General features: G+C 39.1%; 24 protein-coding genes. 17 read left to right on the top strand and 7 right to left on the bottom strand.

The window, feature by feature from the left end; translation table 11 throughout:
- Positions 1–14 precede the first annotated feature (14 nt).
- From DRF59_RS00880 to DRF59_RS00870, 3 genes are read right to left on the bottom strand one after another with little or no spacing between them, the layout of a single operon-like run.
- On the bottom strand, positions 15–2,522 hold the full coding sequence (locus DRF59_RS00880; RefSeq protein WP_115956411.1) for a TraG family conjugative transposon ATPase: 2,508 nt from the start codon (positions 2,520–2,522) through the stop codon (positions 15–17).
- Positions 2,519–2,851, bottom strand: coding sequence for a DUF4133 domain-containing protein (locus DRF59_RS00875; protein WP_115956410.1), 333 nt, complete (start codon positions 2,849–2,851; stop codon positions 2,519–2,521). Before DRF59_RS00875 ends, DRF59_RS00880 begins: the two co-directional genes overlap by 4 nt.
- Before the next feature lie 11 nt (positions 2,852–2,862).
- Positions 2,863–3,168 carry a DUF4134 domain-containing protein gene (locus DRF59_RS00870; RefSeq protein ID WP_115956409.1) on the bottom strand — a complete coding sequence of 102 codons (306 nt, stop codon included), beginning with the start codon at positions 3,166–3,168 and terminating at the stop codon, positions 2,863–2,865.
- Positions 3,169–3,420: 252 nt separating this feature from the next.
- Here DRF59_RS00870 and DRF59_RS00865 point away from each other — a divergent pair, with 252 nt between their 5' ends.
- The 5 genes from DRF59_RS00865 (at position 3,421) to DRF59_RS00845 (ending at position 9,628) form a co-directional block, all read left to right on the top strand.
- On the top strand, positions 3,421–3,717 hold the full coding sequence (locus tag DRF59_RS00865; RefSeq protein WP_115956408.1) for a helix-turn-helix domain-containing protein: 297 nt from the start codon (positions 3,421–3,423) through the stop codon (positions 3,715–3,717).
- A gap of 22 nt (positions 3,718–3,739) precedes the next feature.
- Entirely contained in the window at positions 3,740–5,821 is a 2,082-nt protein-coding gene (locus DRF59_RS00860; RefSeq protein ID WP_115956407.1) for an ATP-dependent endonuclease, read from the top strand.
- A complete protein-coding gene (locus tag DRF59_RS00855; protein ID WP_115956406.1) occupies positions 5,803–7,734 on the top strand; it encodes a UvrD-helicase domain-containing protein in 1,932 nt (643 codons plus the stop codon). The genes DRF59_RS00860 and DRF59_RS00855 overlap by 19 nt, the downstream gene beginning before the upstream one ends.
- A gap of 260 nt (positions 7,735–7,994) precedes the next feature.
- Entirely contained in the window at positions 7,995–8,798 is an 804-nt protein-coding gene (locus DRF59_RS00850; protein WP_115956405.1) for a phospholipase D-like domain-containing protein, read from the top strand.
- Between the two features lie 29 nt (positions 8,799–8,827).
- The gene (locus tag DRF59_RS00845; protein WP_115956404.1) at positions 8,828–9,628 is read left to right on the top strand and encodes a TIGR02391 family protein; all 801 of its coding nucleotides are present in this window, start codon (positions 8,828–8,830) and stop codon (positions 9,626–9,628) included.
- A gap of 16 nt (positions 9,629–9,644) precedes the next feature.
- Here the strand turns inward: DRF59_RS00845 and DRF59_RS00840 are convergent, their stop codons facing one another.
- From DRF59_RS00840 to DRF59_RS00830, 3 genes are read right to left on the bottom strand one after another with little or no spacing between them, the layout of a single operon-like run.
- Positions 9,645–10,283: a conjugal transfer protein TraD gene (locus DRF59_RS00840; RefSeq protein ID WP_115956403.1), complete on the bottom strand. Its 639-nt coding sequence runs from the start codon at positions 10,281–10,283 to the stop codon at positions 9,645–9,647.
- Between the two features lie 8 nt (positions 10,284–10,291).
- The gene (locus DRF59_RS00835; protein ID WP_115956402.1) at positions 10,292–10,711 is read right to left on the bottom strand and encodes a DUF3408 domain-containing protein; all 420 of its coding nucleotides are present in this window, start codon (positions 10,709–10,711) and stop codon (positions 10,292–10,294) included.
- Between the two features lie 5 nt (positions 10,712–10,716).
- A complete protein-coding gene (locus DRF59_RS00830) occupies positions 10,717–11,484 on the bottom strand; it encodes a ParA family protein (protein ID WP_115956401.1) in 768 nt (255 codons plus the stop codon).
- 692 nt (positions 11,485–12,176) lie between these two features.
- On the opposite strand from DRF59_RS00830, the gene mobA reads away from it, so the two are divergent.
- From mobA to DRF59_RS00800, 6 genes are all read left to right on the top strand, one after another.
- Complete coding sequence (gene mobA, locus DRF59_RS00825) at positions 12,177–12,614, top strand: conjugal transfer protein MobA (RefSeq protein WP_115956400.1); 438 nt, start codon at positions 12,177–12,179, stop codon at positions 12,612–12,614.
- A gap of 1 nt (position 12,615) precedes the next feature.
- A complete protein-coding gene (mobB, locus tag DRF59_RS00820; protein WP_115956399.1) occupies positions 12,616–13,908 on the top strand; it encodes a conjugal transfer protein MobB in 1,293 nt (430 codons plus the stop codon).
- 147 nt (positions 13,909–14,055) lie between these two features.
- Positions 14,056–14,919 (top strand): helix-turn-helix domain-containing protein, encoded by an 864-nt coding sequence (locus DRF59_RS00815; protein WP_167456627.1) that lies wholly within the window; start codon positions 14,056–14,058, stop codon positions 14,917–14,919.
- Between the two features lie 92 nt (positions 14,920–15,011).
- Positions 15,012–15,938, top strand: a complete 927-nt coding sequence (locus tag DRF59_RS00810) for an alpha/beta hydrolase (RefSeq protein WP_115956644.1) — start codon at positions 15,012–15,014, stop codon at positions 15,936–15,938.
- A gap of 190 nt (positions 15,939–16,128) precedes the next feature.
- Positions 16,129–18,129, top strand: a complete 2,001-nt coding sequence (gene mobC / locus DRF59_RS00805) for a conjugal transfer protein MobC (protein ID WP_115956397.1) — start codon at positions 16,129–16,131, stop codon at positions 18,127–18,129.
- Positions 18,130–18,215: 86 nt separating this feature from the next.
- Entirely contained in the window at positions 18,216–19,124 is a 909-nt protein-coding gene (locus DRF59_RS00800; protein ID WP_115956396.1) for an AraC family transcriptional regulator, read from the top strand.
- Positions 19,125–19,145: 21 nt separating this feature from the next.
- Here the strand turns inward: DRF59_RS00800 and DRF59_RS00795 are convergent, their stop codons facing one another.
- A complete protein-coding gene (locus DRF59_RS00795) occupies positions 19,146–19,529 on the bottom strand; it encodes a winged helix-turn-helix transcriptional regulator (protein ID WP_115956395.1) in 384 nt (127 codons plus the stop codon).
- A 113-nt stretch (positions 19,530–19,642) separates the two neighbouring features.
- Between DRF59_RS00795 and DRF59_RS00790 the strand changes: the two genes are divergently transcribed.
- The 6 genes from DRF59_RS00790 (at position 19,643) to DRF59_RS00765 (ending at position 26,094) form a co-directional block, all read left to right on the top strand.
- Entirely contained in the window at positions 19,643–20,620 is a 978-nt protein-coding gene (locus DRF59_RS00790; RefSeq protein ID WP_206606736.1) for an NmrA/HSCARG family protein, read from the top strand.
- Positions 20,621–20,837: 217 nt separating this feature from the next.
- Positions 20,838–21,791, top strand: a complete 954-nt coding sequence (locus DRF59_RS00785; RefSeq protein ID WP_167456626.1) for a zinc-dependent alcohol dehydrogenase family protein — start codon at positions 20,838–20,840, stop codon at positions 21,789–21,791.
- A gap of 18 nt (positions 21,792–21,809) precedes the next feature.
- A complete protein-coding gene (locus DRF59_RS00780) occupies positions 21,810–22,811 on the top strand; it encodes an aldo/keto reductase (RefSeq protein ID WP_115956393.1) in 1,002 nt (333 codons plus the stop codon).
- Between the two features lie 32 nt (positions 22,812–22,843).
- A complete protein-coding gene (budA, locus tag DRF59_RS21040; protein WP_241505453.1) occupies positions 22,844–24,427 on the top strand; it encodes an acetolactate decarboxylase in 1,584 nt (527 codons plus the stop codon).
- 40 nt (positions 24,428–24,467) lie between these two features.
- Positions 24,468–25,292 carry an RteC domain-containing protein gene (locus tag DRF59_RS00770; protein WP_115956392.1) on the top strand — a complete coding sequence of 275 codons (825 nt, stop codon included), beginning with the start codon at positions 24,468–24,470 and terminating at the stop codon, positions 25,290–25,292.
- 352 nt (positions 25,293–25,644) lie between these two features.
- Positions 25,645–26,094, top strand: coding sequence for a GNAT family N-acetyltransferase (locus DRF59_RS00765; RefSeq protein WP_115956391.1), 450 nt, complete (start codon positions 25,645–25,647; stop codon positions 26,092–26,094).
- Position 26,095 lies beyond the last annotated feature (1 nt).

The following is a 26,095-nucleotide window of genomic DNA, read 5'->3' as shown; positions in this document are numbered from 1 at the left end:
TGATTTTTTAATGATTAATAATTATTTGTTTTTTCACGTCTTTGGAGGGCGATACGCTTAATGGCTTGCTCCACATTGCCGTCCAGTTCGTGGGCAAGCTGCATCACTTCCATTTTTTCGGTTTCCTCCGTGGTGTAGGCTAAATATTCCTCAACACTAACTTCTGTGGCATACACTGCGGAATGCGTACCGCCCAAGCCAATCCATACCTCTTTGTAAAGTCGGCTTGCATCATTGTTCATATTGATAGAAAGGATTTGTGATTTTTCCTTTTCCGTAAGTCCGAGCATCGCCTGAATGTCATCGAACTTGTTCATGTACTTGCGTTGGTCTAACAGGATTTTGCAGTCGGAGTTATTGATGATACTTTCTTTTACGATGGGCGACTGGATGATGTCGTCCACTTCCTGCGTAACCACGATGGCTTCACCAAAAAATTTGCGGACAGTTTTAAACAAATACTTGATGTATTCTGCCATGCCCTCTTTCGCAATCGCTTTCCACGCTTCTTCAATCAGTATCAGCTTACGCACACCTTTCAATCGGCGCATCTTGTTGATGAAGACCTCCATGATGATGATGGTCACGATTGGGAATAAAATTTTGTGGTCTTTAATCGCATCAATTTCAAACACGATAAAGCGTTTGGAAAGCAGGTCGAGTTGCTTATCTGAATTGAGCAAGTAATCATACTCTCCGCCCTTGTAATAAGGTTCGAGTACGTTCAGGAAATTTGCGAGGTCAAAATCTTTTTCCCGTACCTGTTTTTCTTCCAGCACATTTTTGTAATCACCTTTCACGTACTCATAAAAGCCGTTGAATGATGGGTATTCATCGGTTTGTTTGATACGGTCTATGTAGCCGCTCACGGCATTGGACAATGCCACTTCTTCCGAACGCTTCGGCGGTTCGTCATCACGCTTCCATAGGGTAAGGATGAGCGTTTTGATACTTTCCCTTTTCTCAATGTCAAATACACCATCGTCCGTATAAAATGGATTGAATGCAATAGGATTGTCTTCGGTATAGGTAAAGTAAACACCGTCTTCGCCTTTGGTCTTTCCTTTAATCAACTCACATAATCCCTGATAGGAATTACCCGTGTCCACGAGCAGGACGTGTGCGCCCTGTTCGTAGTATTGCCGCACCATGTGATTAGTGAAAAAAGATTTACCCGAACCTGATGGCCCCAAAATAAATTTGTTGCGGTTCGTGATGATACCCCGTTTCATGGGCAGGTCGGAAATATCCAAATGGATAGGTTTACCCGTTAGTCTATCTGCCATCTTGATACCGAACGGTGAGGGCGAACTTTGGTAATTGGTTTCTTCGGTGAAGAAGCACAAGGCTGGCTCAATGAACGTATAAAAACTTTCCTCTGCGGGAAAGTCGCCCGCATTGCCCGGCATAGCTGCCCAATACAGCGTGGCAACATCAACGGTATTGTGGCGTGGTTTGCATTCCATTAAAGCCAGCGCACTACCTGTATCGTTCTTTAGCTGTTTGAGTTCGTTCGGGTCGTCCGACCACGCCATTATATTGAAGTGCGCACGAATGGAGGAAAGCCCGAAGCTGTGCGCTTCGTTCAGGTACTTTTCAATCCATTCTTTGTTAATCTGATTAGCCCTGCTGTACCTTGCCAGCGAGTGCATATTACGTGCGGATTTTTCAAACTTGCGCAGGTTCTCATCACTGTTATCCAAAAACAAATACTGGTTGTAGATATGGTTACAGCTAAGAAGCAAGCCCACCGGAGCAGCAAAGGACAACAGGCAATCACTTCTGTCAGTTGACAGTTTTTCGTAGCGGGTGTTTGCCGATACCGTTCCGGGCAAATCGTCCGTATCTGAAAGGGTGTGCAGGCACAACCTTTTGTTGCCAATACGCACATCTTCTGAACCGAGAGCGATGTCCTGCATGGCTGTTCCCGTTTCCCTTGACAGGGTAAAGTATTGTTCCAGCAATCCCTGTTTGTCATCTGTACCGATAATGTCATCTTCGGTCAGTCGTTCCAGTTTCACAAACCCGCAATCGTTCATGATGCGCTCAAACTGTGCCACCGCTTCCATAAATCTGCGAACGGCTTCTTTATCCCTTATTTCTTTCGGGATAAGAACACCTTTGCAAAGCGAACTAAAGTTGCTCTGCATCCGCATCCGTTCTTTTGTGGTTTTGGTCAGGAAGAGGTAACAGTAATGGTTGAGAAAGGGACGTTCGTTGAAATGTTGCTGGTAAGATTTCGCTAAAAAACTCAATCCATCCTGTGCAATATCAGGTGCATAATTTTCTTTGATAAACCAGTCCTGTTTGTGGATGATGGAGAAATCGGGTAAGGTTTTAATTGCCTTGTGCCATGCCGAATGAATGGCATCGTACTCTGGTGATGCTACTGTAAATAGTTCGGGCAAGTGTACCCGAAAGCAAGCCGTAATGTCCGCATCCTTTGAAATGATGCAATTGTGTTCCACCGCCAGTAATGGAAACTTGCTTTCAAGCGTTGTGGCTTTTGCTGTGTTTCTCATACGGCATTGTGTTTAGCGGTTAACTTCAAATAGCGGTGTATAGCTTTGCGGCAAATGATATATTTCGGATGCCTTTTTTTTGCGCCGACTTTCATTAACCCGTGTTCGCCATACTTACCGTTGAGTGCGAATGTTTGCCATACGATGAGCGATGCGCCACCAGCTCCGATGAACAGGCACACGTAAGAGTTTACGCCTGCCATGTACATAACCATCACGAGGATTAGCATACCGAGCAAACCGCCTGCGAAAATGAACAGATATTGTGCTTTCAGTCCGTTGAACTCAACCGTTCTTCCAATGCCTCTATTGATATTGTAACTACTCATAGGGCTATGGATTAAAGGAAGAATGAACGCAGGATAGTAGCTGCAACGATTAAGAAAATACAGGCTCCGAACCAGCTTGCCGCCGTCTTAGATGTGTCAGGGTCACCACTGCTGAATTTATTGTACACTTTCACGCCTCCGATAAGCCCCACGACTGCACCAATCGCATAGATGAGTTGGGTTGCAGGGTCAAAGTAGCTTGTTACCATCTGCGTGGCTTCATTGATACCAGCCGAGCCGTTGCCCTGTGCGAACACACCAAATGCTGACAGTAACCCTAAGCCTGTCAGCAATACTTTTTTTCTTTGTTTTTCCATGATTTAAACACATTAATTTGTTTCTGTTTTCCCGCTCTTTGCGGGCTTTCGGAACAAAAGTGTCAGGAAAAACATGGCGCAATAACGATATGTCTTTCAGTGGAATTACTTGGCAGTGAGTGGCAGTGTCTAAGAATTTTTAGTACATTTTTAATTGCCTTACTGTAATCTCATATACTGTTACTTGGCTTATAGATTATTGCATTGTTTTGCTTAAATTTGATTTATTTAGACAAGTCTTAAAAAATCAAAATGGCACTTGGTAAACGCATAAAAGAATTGAGAGAAAGTAAAGGGCTGTTTCTACGAGAGGTTGGAGCCGCTTTACAGTTGGATAACGCTTTTATCAGCAAGGTGGAAAATGAAGAAAGACTTTTACCGAGAAAGCATTTGGAAAGGCTCGCTGAATTTCTGAATGTACAATTGGACGAACTATTGATTTTGTGGCTGTCGGATAAAATGACCGAATTATTGCGAGACGAGCCATTAGCTGAACAAGCGTTAAAAATGACACAAAAAAGAATGAGAGAGGGGAACAGTAAAAACTAATTAAATACGATAAACAGCCATTATGAAGATTATAAAAATTGAAGTTGAAAATTTTCGCCTACTAAAGAATTTTTCAATGGATTTGGAGGAAGACCTCTCCTTAGTTATCGGGAAAAACAATACGGGAAAAACCTCTATCCTTTCCGTTCTTGACAAGTTCCTGAACGAGAAAAGTAAATTTTCTTATGATGATTTTAATATTGATTTCAAAAACGAATTAGAAGCTCTTATAAAATCAGGGGCTATTCCCGAAGAATTTACACCCAAAGGCATCAAACTAAAAATATTTATTGAATACAACGAGAAAGATGATTTATCAAATGTTAGTAGAGTTTTGATGGATTTAGACCCGGACAATAACAAAATTGTATTGGGATTTGAATATACGGTAACCTACACTGATTTTTTTAAAGTCAAAACCGACTATGCCGCTTTTGAAGCAAATGAAAAGGGAAAAGTTGATGCAAAAAAGAAAAATAAACCCGGCGAGATTAAAGAATTTTTAAAGCAAGGATTAGATAACTATTTCCATACCCATAAAATGTCTTTTGAGTATGATATGGCTACTAATAAAGTTAATGATGCTAATTTTATAGACCTTGAAAGTGAAGGTATTGCCATTAAAGATATAATTGGCTTCAAATACATTAGTGCAAGACGAGATGTAACCAATAAGGAGAAGGAAAATACCTTATCAAAACAAACATCCAGTCTTTATAAAAAGCAGGAGGATAACAGCGAAAAAAATCAAGCTACTGAAAATTTTAAAGACCAGCTTTCTGAAACTGATAGTACATTAAGCGAAATATACAAAGACCTGTTCAGTGATGTAATTAAAAAAGTACAAGACTTCGGAGGAATAAAACTGAATGACACTGATATAGCAATAATTTCAACACTGCAACACAGGGAACTACTTGAAGGAAATACAACCGTAGTATATACTCATGATGACCATAAGCTACCTGAACATTACAATGGCTTAGGTTACATGAACCTTATAAGTATGATTTTTGAAATTGAAATTCTTGTCCAGGATTTCAAAAGAGATAAAGACAAAAGGCCAGCGGACATTAATTTACTAATTATCGAAGAGCCGGAAGCCCATACTCATCCACAAATGCAGTATGTCTTTATAAAGAATATAAAGAAATTGCTTGCTGAAGGTATTAAGCGGGATGACGGAATAAAAAGACCCTTACAATATATCATTACTACCCATTCGTCCCATATTGTTGCAGATAGTGATTTTGATGATATTAAATACTTGAAATCGGAGAATAAAAATAATGTTGTTGCAAAAAATCTTTCGGATTTAAGAAAGCAATACGATGCCGACCCAAGCCAATATCAATTTCTAAAACAATATTTAACAATAAGCAGGGCTGAAATTTTCTTTGCAGATAAAGCCGTTTTGATTGAAGGCGACACAGAAAGGATATTGATACCAACCTTTATGCGAAAAGTTGATTTGGAAGAAGCTGCTCGCCTAAAGGCAGAGGGTAAAGAGGACACTTTTCTTCCGCTATTATCCCAAAATATATCAATAATTGAAGTGGGCGCATATTCCCAAATCTTTGAAAAATTTATTGACTTTTTAGGTATTAAATCTTTGATATTAACGGATATTGATGCCATTAAAGTTGTAAAGAAAGACCACAAAGGGCAAGATGTTTGGGGTGCTTGCCCCGTCAATGAGGGAACAAAAACAAGCAATTCTGCAATCAATCATTTTTTGAAAGAAGTTGTTTGGGATGATTTAAAGACATTGCCTGTCGCAAATAGAACAATTCTTGTTGGAAGTTCTACGGTTTGTATATGCTATCAGCAGGAAGAAAATGCATATCATGCAAGGAGTTTCGAGGATGCATTTATTCATATTAACCGTGCTTTTGTAAATGGCAAAAAAGATGAATTTCAGGGATTACAAAATAGAAAGTTATTTGACGAGGCTGCCAATGATGCCTATTCATTAGCAGGCTCCTGTATTAAAAAGAAAACTCACTTTGCATTGGATATTTTATATCACAGTGATAAGGACTTTAGCAATTGGGATATTCCAGCATATATAAAAAATGGTTTATTATGGTTGAAGGAAGATTAAGTTTAGAACCCGAAGTACAAGAAATTCTTCAATCAATTGACAATGGGAGAAATTTTCTTTTAAGCGGCGGAGCAGGAAGTGGCAAAACTTATTCACTGGTAAGTGTCATTCGTCAGGTAATTGCAGAATATCCAACGGCAAAAGTAGCCTGCATGACATACACCAATGCGGCAGTAAAGGAAATCGAAGAAAGAGTAAACCACAAGAACCTGAATGTATCTACGATACACGACTTTTTGTGGGATAATATAAAACATTTTCAAAAGGAGCTTAAAGAGGCTATCATTTCTTTGGCGAATAATGAAGAGGTTAGCAAGATTTCAATTGAGGATGTACATCCCATTCCCGACACATACTTTGACCTTTTGCCAGATGGAATACAGTATAAAGAATTTGTAAGGTTACGTGAAGGGATAATTTCTCATGATGAATTACTTGTAGTTGCCAATTACCTATTCGAGAAATATCCTAAACTAAGTAGTATAGTAAAAGATAAATACAAATTCATTTTTATTGATGAGTATCAAGATACAAGTAAAGATGTTGTAGATACATTTCTAACTCATTTCAAGAAAAGCGAAAGGAAAAATATTATTGGTTTTTTTGGTGATGCGATGCAATCAATTTATGAAGATGGCATTGGGAATTTAGATGAATACAAAGGAAACGATGCGGATACTGTGAATGAAATTCCGAAAAAACAAAATAGAAGAAATCCTCAACTTGTAATTGACTTAGCTAATAAACTAAGGACAGACGGGATAACGCAAGAGCCATCCATTGACCCTAAAGCACCTAATATGGTCGATGGTGTTGTAAAGCAAGGCACTGTTTTATTTTTACATTCTACGGATGGAGATATTAGTAAGGTTGAAAAGTTCCTGGAAGAAAACTATCAATGGGATTTCAATAATTCAAAAGAAACAAAGGAACTGAACCTTACTCACAATTTAATAGCAGGTAAAGCTGGCTTTAGAACCCTAATGGATATTTATGATGACGACCCCATTATTGGCTTGAAATCTGAAATACTTGAAAAGATTAAATACAACAAGAAAAACAACAAGCCAGAAGTCGAAATCAATGACGATGATACTTTTGATGTTGTTGTAGATAAGTTTCAATTAAAAAACAGACAGAAGCAATTAAAAAAGGATATTATAATGGCTGACCCTTTAAAAGCAGAGCTTTATAATCAATTAAAGGATAAGCCGTTTTCGGAAGTAAGAAAAATCTATTTGAATAAAGATGCTCTCATTGATGATAAAAAGCAAGATGAAAACGATGAAAATAAGAAAGGTTCAAAAAGAGATAATCTGATAAAACACTTATTCAAAATTCAAACTAACATTTTTCTGTATCAGAGTAAAAAGTATAACGAGTTTCTAAGAGCCACCGACTATCGTTTTAGAATAGTAAGTATAGCAAGCAAAAGGGCATTAAAAGAAAATATTGAAAGCCTTGTAAATGTTGGAGAAAAAACGATTGAAGACGTAATTAACGATGCTAATGAAAAAGGTATTTGTTTGATTGATGACAAGCTCATTGATTTTAAGGATAAAAAAGAGTATTTGTACAACCGTGTAAAGGATGTCAAGTTTAGTGAATTTCAGAAACTATACGAATATTTAGAAGGACAAACACCCTTTTCAACACAGCATAAAACTAAAGGTGCTGAATTTAATAACGTCTTGGTGATACTTGATAATGGAGGTTGGAACAATTACAATTTCGGAAATCTTTTTTTAGAAACAGGCTCGGCAAGTGTATTGGATAGAACTCAAAAGATATTTTATGTTTGTTGTACAAGGGCTAAAGAAAGTTTAGCAGTTTTTTTTCATAATCCTGACCCGCAAGTAATAGCTAAAGCTAAAGTATGGTTTGGGAATGATAACGTGATTGCAGTCGCTTAAATTTACCATAGATAAAAAGGAAGTTTGCTTACACAAACTCCTCCATGTCGAAATCCTTCAACTTCGTGCGGGCTTTAGGGACAAAAGTGTCAGGAAAAACAAGGCGTAATAATGATGTGTCTTTCAGTGGAATTACTTGGCAGTGAGTGGCGTTTTAGGAAACCATTAGGAGTGTCTAAATCATGTTACAAAGTGGCTTATCTTCTCTATAAAATTAGTTTATGTTATTTTAGCACTAATAATATTTACTTTAATAGAACATGAAACTTTCGGACTTAACAATAGAAAGCATAAAGGAATTTATATCAGGTGATAATCATTTAACACCACGATTAACAGGTGAAAAAATTTTGAAACTGTTTAATCACGTTGGGTTCAAAGACGTTTATAAATATGGTGACGGTGGGATGCCAAATAGTCTTAGCCGAAATGCGTATGTTTTAGAAAAATTATATGAAATAAATGGTCGAAAAGAGATGGTTCAGCTATTGCAGGTAGTCTTCGACCCAAGACATTTTGCCCAAGACACTTCAAAAGATATAAAGGCAGCAGTAGAACAAATTAACCCACTCTTACAACAGGATGGTTATCGACTTGAAGATTTCGAGGGAAAGTATAAAATTATAGGTGCGGACTTGCCGGAAAATATTGAAGTGGAAGTTCATTTTGAGGATATAGAGGCGCAGATTGTTGAGCAAATTCGAGCTGCGAAATTTTCTATTTGGGTAGCGGTAGCGTGGTTTACAAACAAAACACTAATGAGGGAGCTATACAATCGAAAGCAAGAAGGTATTAACGTTCGTGTTGTTGTTTTAGACGATGAGATTAATACGAAATATGGCTTCGATTATGAAAAGTATTTTGAAACAAAAAGAGTTCCCAAAAACGGGAAATATGAAAATATAATGCACCATAAGTTTTGCATTATTGATTTAAAGACAATTATTCATGGGTCATATAATTGGACAACAAAAGCGAACTGGAACAGAGAAACAGCAAGTGTTGAAAATAGCCGTGAGTTGGCAGAGAAATATGCTGCCGAATTTATCAGTCTTATTAAATAACGATTTTCTAAATAAATGAAAAAATAATAATGGCAAGTATTAAACGTCCAATGTTTGAAGCACACGTATTGGAGGGATTATGTAGAACTATTGGAGATACTTCGGATGGTTTAACAGGCACGGAAATAGGGCAAATTCTTTTAAACTCAAACATTCCAGATATTGACCCTCAAAACACAAAATGGAGAAGGCTGTTTTCGGCATTTGCTGATTGGCAGAATAAAAACCAATGCTCAAATCATATACTAAGATTTGTGCAAGATGCTTTGCAACCTGTGCGATACATTGGAAAAGAAGAAATTTTTCATAATCGTAGATTAGAGGTTAATAAACGTTTAGCATTTATAGGTACAGAATTTACAGAACAAGGTAAATTCAGATTGGTTGAAAAGGCTACAACAATCGCAGAAGCTGAACAACGTGCCAGCCGTTTAAAACATAAGTTGGAAAACAGAAATGTTCATGCTGCGGTATTTGAATATTGCAAAGCTGAATTATTGGTTGAAAACTACTTTCATTCAGTCTTTGAGGCTACCAAAAGTATTGCAGACCGTTTAAGGACAATGACCGGACTTTATGCAGATGGTAATGCGTTGGCAGAAACAGCATTTTCTACCAGTAATCCTTTGGTTAAAATTAATCACCTAAAAACAGATACAGATAGAAGCGAGCATTTAGGATTATGTAATTTAATTAAAGGTATGTTTGGCTTAATCAGAAACTCTACGGCACATGAACCTAAAATAAAATTTGAAATCACCGAAGATGAGGCTTTGGATATTTTGAACACTATATTCTACATTCATAAAAGGCTTGATAAAGCGATATAAACAAAAGGGAGTTTGCTTACACAAACTCCCCGATGTCGAAACCCTCTAAATCCTTATTCCGCAAATTGGAAGAACTGAAATCCGTTCCGGTGGAGAGGCTCTTATCCAACAACGCTGCAATCTTTTGCGAAGCCCCCTCCATTGAGTTTTCGAGCAAGCTAAACAATTCGGTTCCTTGTATTCGCTGAACTATATCGACCGCTTTTTGTTGCAAGGCAGGTTCCAGCACATCCTGCTGTAACAATGCCCCCACGGTACTTAGCTCATCAAAGGTAACCCCTGTGGCAAACCCATTGTCGCTGTCCGGTAATCCCTGTTCTTCCCATTCTTCGTCCTCATCCTCGAAATCAAAATCAGGTTCACTCCCGAAAACTTCATCCAATTCTTCCTGCGGAATTTCCCTTGAAAAACCTGTTTCGTAGGTTTCTGTTCCAAAATTATCAGGTATATCGTCCTGTTCAACCAATTGACGTTTTGTGGCAGTTGTTGGCACTATGTGTCGCTCTATTGGTTTTGGTTGCCCCATTATTTCCGGTAAATCGGGATTTACCATAGGTTGCTGGGGCTTGCTCTTTACCACTTTTTTAATGATGATTTTGTCCTTTGCCAACAGCACAATAACAATGAGCAAGCAGATAACTATTATAATTTCCATAGCTGTACTTATAAAATGGGTTTATACTTATCATTGAAACTTTTGGTAATATCTTCGCCAAATTCCTGAAAATGATATTCCAGCAGGTTATCGAGATAGGCATATATCGTTATCTTGTCTTCACCGATGACCTGCACGATACGGGAAAGCCTTTCGTGGAAATCGGGGCGTATATACACCGACTTTCCATTGCGGGCGTTGGTTTCCGCTCTTTTGAAAAATAGCTTTTCGTAATCCGCTTCGCTGGCTTTTTTTGAACGGTTCCTTTCCCTGCTTACTGGCTTTTCCGGCTCTTTTTCCGCTTCCTGTTTTTTAGGAGGTTCGGGCGGTATATTCAAACCGTCCTTTTTTACGCCATCGGCGATAATGTTCATCAAAAATTCCTCGTCTATCTCCGGCTTGTTTTTCCTTTTATTATCATTTTCCATAGGGCTTACAATTTCACGGTTCTTAAAAATTCCTCCATAAACAAATCCAAACGGCAGGCTTTCATTAACCGTTCATCGGCAGGAAGCAAGGTCGAGCGGAAGACCGTTTTTGCCTCGGCTTCCCCCTCTTTTCGGAAACGCTTGCTATCTGTGATACGGCTACCCATCAAGTGGATGCCCAAGCTGTTGATTAAGTCTTCATACACGTTGTATAAAGCAGATTTTTCCCTGCCGTCCACCTGGTTCCAAAACAGGTTGATGCTTTGGATAGCCGTTGCGCCCTGTTTGCGGACAACATCGTTTAATACCTGTGTAAAAATCAAGGTGCTTTCCATGACTACACGGTCTGCGATAATGGGTGTAAAGATGTGGTGCATACCCGCCAGTGTTTTCAATATCCCTGCGGAATTGACCGTACCCGGCAGGTCGAAGAAAACCACATCCACCGGAACGGAAGAAGATTGCAGGAATTGCGCTACCTCATCCAGCACACCGTCTGCCCGATGCTGCATAACCGGATAGGCTTTTTTATTGATGCTCGTAAACTGTTTATGAGCCAGTTTTTTGTACACCTCATTACCCATAATGCTGCCCATATCTCTTGCCCTCATCTGCATCAGACTGTGTTGGGGAAAATCGCAGTCAAAGACGACTACATTATAGCCAAGCCGATAATGAAGAAGACTGGCAACAAGTGTGGTAAAAGTGCTTTTGCCTACACCACCCTTTTGGGAGGAAAAGGCGATAAACAATGGTTGTTTCTTTGTGTCCATGTGCGTAACTGTTTTTAATTATTCATTTGTTTATGTATTGCTATATTCTTATAGCTGATTACCCAAGTAATTACATAGGCACATCCGCATATTTTCATTTGCAGGCTTTTGTACGCTGGTATTTTCGTAAAAACATACATCCTGTTTTATATCCGTATGCAGGGAAATGTAACTGTACATTTTTACCTGCTTATCTGCATAACAGCTTACATCATATTGTACAGGCTTACCCAATCGCATACATCGTTACTTGCCTGCTTCCGTATTCACATAGCTATGTAGCCACGTTCCTACATACATATTCAGTTAAAAGCGGATGCTGATACAAAGGAATGCAGATATATACCCGCTTTATTAAACCTGTCCTGTTTTGGCGTTCAGTGGCAGGGTTTGGCAGTATGTCGTACTGCAATGCTTTGGGAAAGCTGCGCTTATTTTGTAATTGCATAAATGCAACAGAAGAATGGAGAAATCATTTCAGATAACAGGGAACAGGTGGAACGGCTCAAAGCCGTTTTTTCTACTTTACTTAATCCGTCCCGCAGGGCGGATTTTCTGTTCACCCGAACAGAGCAAGTTATGTTTTTAGCTGCTCGAAATGCTTTCCGCAGCTAAAAACAACTTGCCATTGCATGGAGCCGGAAAACGCCCTCCGAAGTCGGGGTTTATTTTAATTATAATGGATTAGAGATATGGAAGACAACAAAAGAAATCAAATTAGCAAAGGTGGTCGCAAGCCTAAGAAAGACCCTGCTATCCACCGCTATTCGATTAGCCTGAACGACACGGAAAATGCACAGTTCCTGAGCTTGTTCGAGCAATCGGGAATGAAAGTAATGGCACATTTTATTATCGCCTGCATCTTTCAGAAAACAGTAAAGACCGTAAAAATTGATATGGATGCCATAGAGTTTCATACACGGCTCACTAATTTTTACAGCCAGTTCAGGGCGGTTGGTGTGAACTACAATCAAATCGTGAAGATATTGTACCGTAATTTTTCGGAGAAAAAAGCAGCAGCTTATCTCTTTAAACTGGAAAAGCAAACAGCGGAAATGGCGGACTTGTGCCGGAAAGTGATTGAACTGGCACAGGAATTTGAGAAAAAGCACCTGCACAAAGACCAATAAAATGATAGCGAAGATTGGCAAGGGTGAGAATTTGTACGGTGCGATTTCTTACAACCAACAGAAGATTGATACGGAAAAAGGGCAGTTTTTACTATTGAACAAGATACCTGAAAGGTTGGATAATAACTATTCGACCAGCTACCTGCACCAGCGTTTTGAACCTTATTTGTCCGCAAATATCAGAACCGAAAAGCCAGTGCGCCATATATCGCTGAACCCTGATCCTGCGGATAGGGTCAGCGATGCGCAGTTTATGGAAATGGCACAGTTGTATATGCAGGAAATGGGATATGGCAACCAACCTTATATTGTTTTTAAGCATACCGATATTGAACGCACCCACATCCATATCGTAACGGTCTGTACGGGTTTGGACGGGAAGAAAATACCGGATAGTTACGACCATCCACGGTCAATGGCTATTTGCAGGGATTTAGAACAGCGATACAATCTTGTATCCGCAACGGAAAAACAAAGCACAGGCAACGAGCAGGTATTCCGTCCGGTGGATTACAGAGCCGGAGACGTTAAGAGCCAAATTGCTTCGGTGGTACGACACCTGCCGAAGTATTACAAATACCCAAGCCTCGGAACGTATAATGCGTTGCTTTCCCTCTTTAATATTACGGCGGAAGAAGTGAAAGGCGAGCTGAACGGACAGCCCAAAAATGGGCTGGTGTATTTTGCCCTGAACGAACAGGGAGAAAAAGCCAGCAATCCCTTTAAGGCTTCACGTTTTGGCAAACACGCAGGATTGGAAGCCTTGCAGGAACATTTTATGCAATCTAAAGAGCAGATGAAAAATAGCCCGGTAAGAGCCGTGTTGAAAAACACCATCGAGGCAGCTATGCACACAACTACTAATGAAACGGATTTTAAAAGGCAACTTTTGGAACAAGGCATCAATACTGTTGTTCGGCGCAATGATGAGGGGCGCATATATGGTATGACATTTATAGACCATGAAAGCCGTACCGTTTGGAACGGTTCTGCTTTGGGCAAAAATATTTCTGCCAATGTCTTTAATGATTGGTGGAAAGAGCAGGCAGTTGAGCAACGCCAAAATGCGGAACAGACCAGCATCGCAGATGCACCAACCACAGGTAAAAACGTTGCAGATGAAAAGGAAGAAACCCACCAGCTTTTTGATTTCCTGAATAAAGAACAACCGAATGATGATACAGGAATGATTGATGGCTTTGGTGGGTTACTGCCCGAAGCACAGGCCGAGGATTACGAAGAACAGGCTTTTGCCAAACGAATGAAGAAAAAGAAGCGGAGAAAAAAACTTTGATTTTCCATTTCATTCTAATTCCCTTATTCGTATGGCAGTTAATCAGCATTCTTAGTTATACTGTAAAAATTGAAAGTCTTTCAGTGAAAACTTAAAGCTCATAGTCCTACTAATTTCTAAATTTGTATTATATTAAGAGAAAAAGCATTGAAGAAAAAGTACGATATAAAAGAATTTTTGGATTATACCAACATCAGTGGGTATAAGAACAATCATATCCATTTGGTGGAATACCAAAAGCAAAAGGATATGAGGCGAAAATCAGCACCTATCGAGCTTGATTTTTATCTACTGGCAATTAAACTGGACTACGACAAGGACAAAAATTTTGGACAGACAACATTTGACCAGGCTGATGCCTTTGTCTATCTTGACCAACCGGGCGATTTGCTTCAATGGGATATTGAGCATCAAATATCTGGCTATCATATTCTGATAGATGCAGGACTGTTCCGAAAGATTGCCAAAGAGTACAGTTTTACCTATTACGGTAACCATGAAGCATTATTCATCACTAAAGAAGAAGAGCAGATTATTACTGACCTTTTCAAAAAAGCACTGAATGAATTTGAGGGGAATGAGCATTTCTCAAAAGACATTGTCATTCACTATGCTTCGCTTATCCTGTCCTACATTCAAAAGTTTTACAGCAGGCAATTTGATACGAGGGAGGAATTGTATAACACTACCGTAGCTGATTTTTATAAAAATCTTGAAGCCTATTACCACGATGAGCAGAATGCGCTGAAAGTCCCATCAGTTTCTTATTTTTCGGACATGGCTAACCTGTCTTCCAACTATTTTGGCGACTTAATCAAGCACTACACAGGTCGTTCGCCACAGGAACATATACATCAACTGTTGATACAGATTGCCAAGAACAAATTAAGGACAACGTCATTAAGCGTGAGTGAAATTGCTTTCAGCTTAGGGTTTGAATACCCATCTTACTTTGCAACGTTCTTTAAAAAGGAAACAGGTATTTCTCCCAGTGTTTTCAGAAATCAGTAATTAGTTAAAGTCTTCCCGTAATTACTTTAAGCAGATAGCTTTCAGCTTGAAATATCTTTGTACTGTTCAATAACTTTTAAAGATAAATGACAATGAAAGCAGTAAAATTCAAAAACAGGAATTGGGAAGTAGCAGGCATATTGCAGTTCCCGAAAGACTTTGATGAAACTAAAAAATATCCGGCAATTGTTTGTGCGCATCCAATCAGCAGTTGTAAAGAACAGACAGCCGGAAACATCTACGGTAAGGCATTGGCGGAAGCAGGTTTTATTACACTGGCTTTTGACGCTTCCAATCAGGGCGAAAGCGGCGGCGAAGTAAGATTTTTAGAAGACCCCGCAACCCGTATAGAGGACTTTCGTTGTGCAGCAGACTTTTTGACTACGTTAAACTATATTGATGAAGAAAAAATAGGTGTTTTAGGCGTATGTGGCGGCGGTGGCTATGCTGCCAATGCTGCAATGACCGAAAGAAGATTTAAGGCTGTTGTGACGGTTGTGGGTGCAAATTATGGTCGTTTACTTCGTGAGGGCGACTTTACTACCGATGCAGCCATCAAAACACTGGAGGGGATTGCAAAGCAACGTACCGCACAGGCAAGAGGTGCCGAACCTGCTATTACAGTTTACAGACCAAACTCACAGGAAGAAAGGCAAGCAGCAGGAATAAACGATATTGATGTTGTTGAAGCCGTTGATTATTACCAGACACCGAGAGCGCAGCATCCGAACTCCCCGAACCATTTGCGTGTGGACAGCTTGGATAAAGCGATGGCATTCGATGCCTTCCATTTGGCAGATTTATTACTTACGCAGCCGCTTCACGTAGTAATCGGCGATAAAGTAGGTGCGTTTGGTTCATACAGGGACGGATTTGAACTGTTTGATAAAGCTGCTTCAAAGCAAAAAACCATTCAGGTTGTTCAGGGAGCAAGCCACTATGACCTGTATGACGGAAAAGAAGCTACGGGCAAGGCAATTGAGCAAATTATACCATTCTTTAAAAAGCATATTGGCTAATTCTTTGTGCTATATTAAAATTCAAAATATAGACGAGATTACCTTTTAACTAACAAAGACCAGGATTAACATCTTGGTCTTTGTGGTTTTAAAATAAAGCCAAATAATGCCACCAAAAGCCATCTGACACCAATTTCGGCAAGCCAATATTCATAGCGGCTACACTTGCATCAAAACAAATTTTTGAATTATGCAAGGAGAAGACGATTTAAGAGGGTTAGCCAAAATAATGGCTTTTATGAGAGCGGTAAGCATCATCATTGTGTTGATGCACTTTTATTGGTTCTGCTACGGGTACTTTGACCAGCGGGGCTGGACATTGGAAATCATCGGTAAGATACTCACCAATTTCAATCGTACCGCAGGGCTTTTTGCACATACACTTTACACCAAAATTTTTGCGCTGGTATTACTGGCGTTGAGTTGCCTCGGTACTAAGGGCGTAAAGAACGAAAAGATAACATGGACTAAGATTTATGTTGCCTTAGCCATCGGCTTTGTACTGTTCTTCCTGAACACACCATTATTAAAGCTATCGGCAGTGGTTGCCACATCGCTTTACATCCTTACAACGGGTATGGGATATATTGTCCTGCTCATGGCCGGGGTATGGATGAGCCGACTGCTCCGCAACAACCTGATGGACGACGTTTTCAATAATGAAAACGAGAGTTTCCAACAGGAAACCAGCCTGATGCAAAATGAATATTCGGTTAATCTTCCCACGAAGTTTTATTACAAAGGCAAATGGAACAACGGCTGGATTAATGTAGTCAACCCTTTTCGAGCCTCGATTGTGCTGGGAACTCCGGGTTCAGGAAAATCCTATGCAATCGTAAATAATTATATCAAACAACACATCGAAAAGGGCTTTTCGATGTACATCTACGATTTCAAATTCGATGACCTTTCTACCATTGCTTACAACCACCTGTTAAAGCACAGCAATAAGTACGAGGTAAAACCCAAATTTTACGCCATCAACTTTGACGACCCACGCCGGAGCCACCGATGCAATCCCCTTAATCCTAATTTCATGACGGACATATCGGATGCCTACGAAGCCGCTTATACCATCATGCTGAACCTTAACAAAAGCTGGATAACGAAGCAGGGAGACTTTTTCGTGGAAAGCCCAATCATTCTTTTGGCTGCTATTATTTGGTATCTGAAAATCTACGAGGATGGCAAGCATTGCACGTTTCCACACGCCATCGAATTGCTCAACAAAAAATACGCAGACGTATTTACTATATTGACTTCATATCCTGAATTGGAAAATTATTTATCGCCGTTCATGGATGCCTGGTTAGGAGGCGCACAAGACCAGTTACAAGGACAGATTGCATCGGCAAAAATTCCTTTGTCCCGTATGATTAGCCCACAATTGTATTGGGTAATGACAGGCGATGACTTTTCATTAGACATCAACAACCCGAAAGAGCCTAAAATTTTATGCGTTGGCAACAACCCCGACAGGCAAAATATTTACTCCGCAGCTTTGGGATTGTACAATTCAAGAATTGTCAAACTCATTAATAAGAAAGGTCAATTAAAGAGTTCAGTTATCATAGATGAGCTGCCCACAATTTATTTTAGGGGATTGGACAACCTTATCGCAACTGCGAGAAGTAATAAGGTTGCAGTTTGTTTGGGTTTTCAGGACTTTTCGCAATTAACGAGGGATTACGGCGATAAAGAGAGTAAGGTAATACAGAACACCGTTGGTAATATTTTCAGTGGTCAGGTAGTTGGCGAAACCGCTAAGAACCTTTCCGAAAGGTTCGGGAAAGTATTGCAGAAACGCCAAAGCATGACCATCAACCGTAACGATAAATCCACCTCTATATCTACCCAAATGGATAGCTTGATACCAGCGTCCAAAATCTCCACGCTTACACAGGGTATGTTTGTTGGAGCGGTATCGGACAACTTCGATGAACGCATCGAGCAAAAAATATTTCATGCAGAAATCGTAGTAGATAATGACAGGGTTGCTGCCGAAACCAAAGCCTACAAAAAGATACCGCAGATACTGTCTTTTACCGATGAAAACGGAGCGGACAATATGAAGCAGGAAATTGAAAGCAATTACAAACAGATAAAACTGGATGTTATGAATATTGTTGAAAGTGAAATGGAGCGCATCAAGAATGACCCGGACTTACAGCATTTGGTGCAACAGGGTTAATTACTAATAGATACTAAAAACGGGACTGCACTAAAATATAAAGCACAATCTTGTTTAGGTTTGTTTGAATTTAATAACTTTGTACAATGAGCAAGAAAGAGAGCATAGCAGAATTTTATACCCGACATGGGCAGGAATATCCAAAAGCCGGACAGTTCAATATATACCGCAGGGAAGAATTTGCCTGTGACAGTACCGCTCTCCCTCCCAACCGCAGGGATTTTTACAAAATCTCCATGATTACCAAAGGGACAGGTATTATCAGTTATGCTGATAAAGCCATTAACATTGACAAGCCAACCATTACCTTTTTAAATCCACTCATTCCTTATTCGTGGGAGCCGACTTCGCAAGACCAGGCGGGTTATTTTTGTCTTTTTACAGAGGACTTCATTAATCAGAACCTCAAAAGCGAAAGCCTATCCCAATCACCTTTATTCAAGGTTGGAGGTAATCACATATTTTTTCCGAGTGAAGAAAGCATTTTGCTATTGAAAGGGATTTTTGAAAGTATGTTTCGTGAACTGAACTCCGGTTATACCAACAAATACGATTTGTTGAGAAGCTACGTGCAAATCATTATGCACGAAGCAATGAAAATACAACCACCTGAAACCTTTTATCAGCACGGTAATGCCTCGGAACGTATCAGTACCTTGTTTTTGGAACTATTGGAACGGCAATATCCTATTGATGCACCGAGCCAAACCCTAAAACTCAATACAGCCAATGAATTTGCTCTGCAACTCAACGTACACACCAATACATTAAACAGGGCTTTGAAAGAAAGTACAGGCAAAACAACTACGGAATGGATTGCCGAAAGAATGATTAAGGAAGCTAAGGCGTTGTTACAGTTCAGCAATTGGGATATAGCCGAAATAGCATACAGTTTAGGCTTTGAACACTCATCAAACTTTATTATTTTCTTCAAGAAGCAGACGGATAGTACACCTTTGCAATTCAGGAAAGAAATCGGAATAAGTATTGTTTAAAATAATAGAACTTAAACTTTATTATACGCTCTGTTCAATAGAAACAAATTCGCCTTTTCCACTGACAATTTCATTGCCCCATTTAGTAATGGCTTCTAAAACAGGAACAAAACTGCTACCGAAATCGGTTAGGCTGTAAATAACTTTAATAGGCGGTTTTTTGCCATATACTTTTCTTGACACCAAACCGTCTTTTTCTAATTGTTTTAATTGCAAACTCAAAGTCATTTCGGTTACGGACGGCATTTCTTTGCGAAGTTCATTATATCTTTTTGGTTCATCTTTTAGATGATAAAGGATTACCGTTTTCCATTTTCCACCTACCAAATCCATTGTTAGACTTACCGTACAGGGGTAAGTTTTTCCATTCAGTTTTACAAAATCACCAAGACATTCTGTTTTCATATAGCAAGTTTTTTGAACCTATCCATTTTGATAGTTATTGCAAAAATAATCTACTAAAATTAATTTTGCAACTATAATTATTATAGTTTATTATTTTACTAAATAGAAAAGGAATGGTATCAAATTTAAAAGAGAATAAAAAGATGAAACAGGACGATAAACCACTCATCACTATTGTTGGAGTTTTGGGTAAACAAGGTCTTAGTGTCGCACGTACCCTGTTGGAGAGTGGACGTTACCGAGTTCGAGGCATTACCCGTCGTATTAATTCACCAGAAGCAATTAATTTGGTAGAGCAAGGGCTTGAACTTGTAGATTTACCACTTGACCTCGGATATAAAGAAGATTTTGTAAAGGCTTTTCGTGGTTCAAATGGGGTTTTTATGATGACACCCAATATTGCACCACCTGCAACCCACGAGATGGAATTGGGCAAACAACTTGCAGATGCAGCTGTTGAAGCAGAAGTGCAACATATTGTATTCAGCAGCTTGGAAAATGTGGATAAAATTACAATGGGAAGAAAGTTTGCTCCTCATTTTACAGACAAAGCCAAAATTGAAGAATACATTCGAACGCTCCCTGTTACAAGTTCATTTATTTATATGTCGTTCTTTTATACCAATTTGATAGAATTTTATACACCTGTTATGAAAGGCGATACACTTGTGTTTCCGATTTATTTACCAAGAGATTTCCGTGCGCCATTTGTTGACCCTCTTACTGCGACAGGCCCTGCCGTTTTGGAAATTTTTTCAAATCCAAGCAAATATGCGGGCAAGTCGTTGCCAGTAATCGGGGACATTATCTCACCGCAGGAAATAGTGGATAAGTTTATTGAAGTAACAGGCAAAAAAGCTGTTTACAGTTCTGCATTTTCACAGGAGGAATTGATTAACCATTTCCCCGAATTTGGTTCAAATGAAACTTTAGTACGTGAGATTTTAGGGATGGCAGAGTATGCCGTTGAATATGGGTATTTTAGAAAAGACCGTGATTTGATGTGGAGCAAACAGATAAATCCCAACACACTCACCTGGGAAGAGTTTCTACATATTACTGGCTGGAAAGGAGAAAAGCTTTCGTACTGACCCGTTCACAAGATTAAGGTAGGATTGTCAATAAAGAAGAAGATTAAGCATGCCCTATTATTACAAGTAATTTTATTGGTTGCATTTCATAACCATTTGTTTGAATTGCATAATTTTTAAAGAGGCATCAAGGCGAACTTTGTACCTTAATACATTTAAACTTATGCAAGCAATACAATTAGAAAATTACGGCATTGAGCATTTAAAAGTTGCCAAAGTGCCAACGCCCGAAATAGGAGAAAATGAAATATTGGTAAAAACCACAGCTGTATCGCTTCAATATCTTGATTTGCTCACAGTAGAAAATACAGTAGGGTTGAATATTCCGCTTCCGTTCATTCCTGTGTCAGAGGGTGTGGGTGTTGTGGAAAGCGTGGGTAAGAATGTAACACGATGGAAAAAAGGCGACCGTGTTCTCATTCCTTTTATTCCTCGTTGGGAAGCAGGGAAAACTACGCCTTACCACAATGCTTTGAGAACGGGTATGCAGACTTCGGGAACAATGGCAGAGTTTACCGTACAGCCTGAAAACACATTGGTTCGCACTCCTGGAAACCTGACCGATGAAGAAGCTACATCACTTTCTGTTGCAGGTCTTACCGCTTGGGCAATGCTCGTAACACAAGCCAACATCAAAGCGGGACAAACCATTCTGATACAGGGAACCGGAGGAGTTTCTTTAGCTGCCTTACAAATTGCTAAAATGTCTGGATTGAAAGTAATTGCTACAACCGGAAGCAAAGAAAAAGAACAAAAGCTGAAAGACTTAGGAGCTGATGAAGTTATCAATTACAAAGACTTTCCACAGTGGAGCAATGAAGTAAAACGGCTGAACAACGGCTTAGGCGTAGATATTACACTTGATGTAGCAGGAAATGAAACCATTGAGCAAAGTATTCTTTCCGTTAAAGAACACGGTTTTGTGGGCTTGGTGGGTTTTATGTCGGGCAGCAAATTGTCTTTTGATGTGTTCCCACTCATTATGAACTATATCCGTTTACAAGGTTATTCCGTAGGCAATGCACAGGAATTAGGTGATTTGATAAATGGTATTGAGAAGAACAATCTCAAACCTGTTATTGATAGCATCTACACCTTAGAACAGACACAGGAAGCATTTCAAAAATTGAAATCGGGTAAGGCTTTTGGTAAAATCGTTATCAAGTTTTAACAACCTAAAACAGAAAATATGCAATACAGAAAATTAGGAAATACTGGAGAAATACTTTCGGCTTTAGGATTAGGCTGCATGGGAATGAGCTTTGCTTACGGTCAGACAGATGATACTGAAAGTATAGCCACCTTGCACAAGGCTTTAGACCTTGGTATTAATTTTTGGGACACCGCCGATATGTATGCCAATGGTGCTAATGAAGAACTACTATCTAAAGTCCTTGCCCCAAACCGTGATAAAATTTTTATTGCGACCAAATTCGGCTTTCGTTTCAAAGACGGAGTTGCCGGGGTAAGCGGTTCGCCCACCACTTATTTTGATGGCTCGCCTCAATATGTAAAAGAAGCGGTGGAGAAAAGCCTCAAACGTTTAAATATTGACGTAATTGATTTGTACTATGCTCATCGCATTGACCCAAACGTTCCGGTTGAAGACATGGTTGGTGCAATGGCTGATTTGGTTAAAGAGGGAAAAGTCCGTTATCTTGGTTTAAGTGAAGCTTCGGCAACGTCAATCCGAAAAGCACATGCTGTACATCCCATTGCTGCTTTACAAACAGAATATTCATTATTGACAAGAGATGTTGAGGGCGAAATACTAAACACAGTAAGAGAGTTGGGTATAACATTCATTCCTTATTCGCCTTTGGCGAGGGGATTAGTAACCAATACACAAAATATAGAGGCGTTTGGCGATGGTGATTTTAGAAAAAATCTGCCACGTTATCAAAAAGAATTTGCCGAAAATAATAATCGTCTTGTTACAGAGTTTGCACAAGTTGCATCATCAAAAGGCTGTACTCCGGCACAATTGGCTTTAGCATGGGTACTGGCGCAGGGCGAAGACATTATTCCAATTCCCGGCACTAAAAAAAGGAAATACTTAGAAGAAAATATGGTGGCAATTGACTTAAAACTTTCGGCAGAAGAATTAAAGGCTATTGATACTATTGTCGCTAAACATCCCAATGTGGGAGCAAGATACAGTGAGGGTGCTTTTAAACTGATTAACAATTAAAGCCCGTTCCAATAAATTTTAAACAAAGAGAAATGAAATTAAAAAATATATTAACAGCCGCTTTTATGTGTATCGGATTAGGTGGCTTTTCACAACAGGTTACTAATGGCTTTGCAATGCCGGAAAGTATTACATCTAAAGGCAAACGTTTTTTTGTTTCCAATCAGGGGCAAGACGTTTTCAGTAAAGATGGTGATGGCTTTATCAGTGAAATTTCCACAGAAGGAAAATTAGTCAACCCAAAATTTCTTCCGGAAACCGGAATATTGAATGCACCCAAAGGAATGACGGTTTCGGGCAATATTTTGTACGTTGCCGATATGGAGCGTGTTGTTGGTTTTGACATCAATACACGAAAAACAGTTTTTGAATTAACCATTCCCGCAACAAAAGTATTGAACGATATATGCCGTTTGGAAAATGGTTTTATAGCGGTTACAGAAACGGTTTCGGGCAACATCTATAAAATAAACACCAAAAACAAATCCTTTGAAATCATCGGTAATGTACCTACTGCAAACGGGATTAATTACAACGAGAGGACAAAACAGTTAGTGGTCTGTACCAATGGAAAAAGTTACGGAGATGGAAGTGTTTATATAAAATCAGGCAATGGGAGTTTTCAGGAGCTTCCCAATATTGCCAATGGTTTTTTTGACGGTATAGAATGGATAGATGATACCCATTTGCTAATCTCGGATTGGGTAACATTCCCTATCAAGGGTTTTGGGAAAATGTGGATTTACGATTTGTCGAAGCAGAAAAGCCAGTCTTACCTGACAGCTGAAAGTATCGCAGATATTTACTACGACCCTGCCACGCAAAAAATTTATATGCCCCAAATGTTCCACAATCAGGTCATCATTACCGAAAAGGATAAACTAATTACAGATGCACATCCTAAAACCAACATATTGTATAACTACGGTATTATAGATGCGTTTATAGGCGGGCTTTACAAAGGCTCGTTACCTATTAAGGATTTAAAATTGAAAGGTGATTTCGGGATTGGTGCGCCTGATATGTTGGATGGAGAATTGACTATGCTGAACGGCAAAGCTTACCAAACCAAATCTACCGGAGAAACTACTGTGTTGGATAATGACCATAAAACATCTTTTTCAACGGTAACTTTTTTCAAGGCGGACACAACATTCACCGTCAACGGGACTATGGAACAAAAAGCATTGTTGGAAACCATAGAAAGTAAGTTGATTAATAAAAATGCGATGTACGCCATCAGGATTACAGGGGATTTCAACAATGTGAAAACACGGGCATTTCCGCCAGTAAAAGAAGAACCCTTTCCGGTGCTTTCAACTATTTTAGACAGGCAGCAGTTCTTCGACATCCAAAACACCGCAGGGACATTGGTTGGCTATCATCTTCCTGAATATCTGAACGGAATACAAGTAAGCGGTTTTCATCTGCATTACCTTAGTTCAGACACAAAACAGGGCGGACACGTATTAGGCTTTAAAGGTCAGAACCTAAAAATAGAAATTGCGGTTCTAAAGAATTTCGAATTAGAAGCACCAACAAGTACAGATTTTCAGCATTTCCAATTCAGAAAAAAGCATAATGAGGCTTTGGAACGTGTGGAGCAGGGACAATAAAAAGTTGCACTTTTCAAAATAACGTGTGCTTGTAAAGGGAATGGAAAAATACCATACTGAAATATTATATAAACTGGAAACTGCAATCGGCGAATTAGAAATTGAAGCCGATTGCTCTATACAACGTATAGAGGCTGTTATACACCTGATTGTAGAATGCCTTTCCGATGTAAAAGAATATGTCTTAAAAAAAGGGTTTAAGAATGTGAATGAGGAAATCCGATTTTTCAAGTATCAAAAGCCAACTATTCTTGCAAAACTTATCTACTACAATGCCATTTATAAAATCGAGATAAAGAAGCCCTATGGCACAAAATCTATACGGAAATACTTGAATAAAGAATTGAAAAAACTCAAAAGGTTCTTTGACAATAACCTTGATTTTTATAAGTATTACCGCAATAATAATTCCTTTCTTGACGAGAGTTTTTTTGTTCGGGGCAAGCATGATATTAAGCTATGTTTAGATACCTATTATTTCCAGTCCGACCAATCATTTTCTACATCGCATGATTTCAAGGTAGCCAAAATTATGGCGAATGATTTGATACAAGTCTATATCGAAGACCAACTTTATAAAACATCACAAATAGACAAATCGTCAAGCCAGCAAAAATTAAAATGGACTGGCAGTAAAGCCTCCTTGATAGAGCTGATTTATGCCTTGCATTATCAGGGTGCTTTTAACAACGGAAACAACGATATACAGATTATAGCCAAAGATTTTGAAAATAACTATAACATTGACTTAGGCAATTTTTACCAAACCTATTTGGAATTGAGAACCCGAAAAATGAACCGCACCAAATTCCTTGATGCACTCCGGGACGGGCTTATCAGGAAAATGGATGAGCAGGACAAATGAAATTTAGTTTTATTTGGACGTGCCACCGCCTGCATTTCACCAACTCATAACGGGCAATCTCAAAATACAAGCGGGTCGGGCTATCCACTATATCTTTTGTAGATCTGCAAGAACTACAAAAGGATGCCGTTTCTATCCCTCACGCTATATCCCATTCAGAAAACTAAGCATCTTGATTGCTTCTGCGTTCATTTTGGAAAAGGTAAATCTTTTTTGCCCAAGCTTCTATAATGGTATAATTAAGGAATTGAATATGATAAGATAAATGCAAAGCTATATATTTTGTATTTTAGCCAAAATATAAATTGAAAGAATAAACAATACAATACGCTCAACAAAAAAGAGGCTATATATGATAATTAGAGAAGCAAAGATTGAAGATATTGGTCAAATTCAAATAGTAAGAAATGCTGTAAAAGAAAACACCTTATCAGACCCTAATCTTGTAACAGACGAAGATTGCAGAATATTTATGACAGAAAGAGGCAAAGGCTGGGTTTGTGAGATAAATAATGAAATTGTTGGATTTTCTATTGCCGATTTGGAAGAGCATAATATCTGGGCTTTATTTGTTCATCCTAAATTTGACAAACAGGGAGTTGGCAGACAACTACATGATGTGATGATTGATTGGTATTTTAGTAAAACAAAAGAAACTGTTTGGTTAGGAACCGCTCCGGGAACAAGAGCAGAAGCATTTTATAGAAAAGCTGGCTGGAAAGAAATCGGGATGCACGGTAAAGGCGAAATTAAATTTGAGATGGCATACAATGATTGGGCTGAAACTCCCAACCACCGTTAAC

Origin of the sequence: Chryseobacterium flavum (genome assembly GCF_003385595.1) — a bacterium.
Classification (GTDB): domain Bacteria; phylum Bacteroidota; class Bacteroidia; order Flavobacteriales; family Weeksellaceae; genus Chryseobacterium; species Chryseobacterium flavum.
The sequence above is the reverse complement of the archived record's forward strand: the minus strand, read 5'-3'. Positions and strand labels throughout refer to the sequence as shown.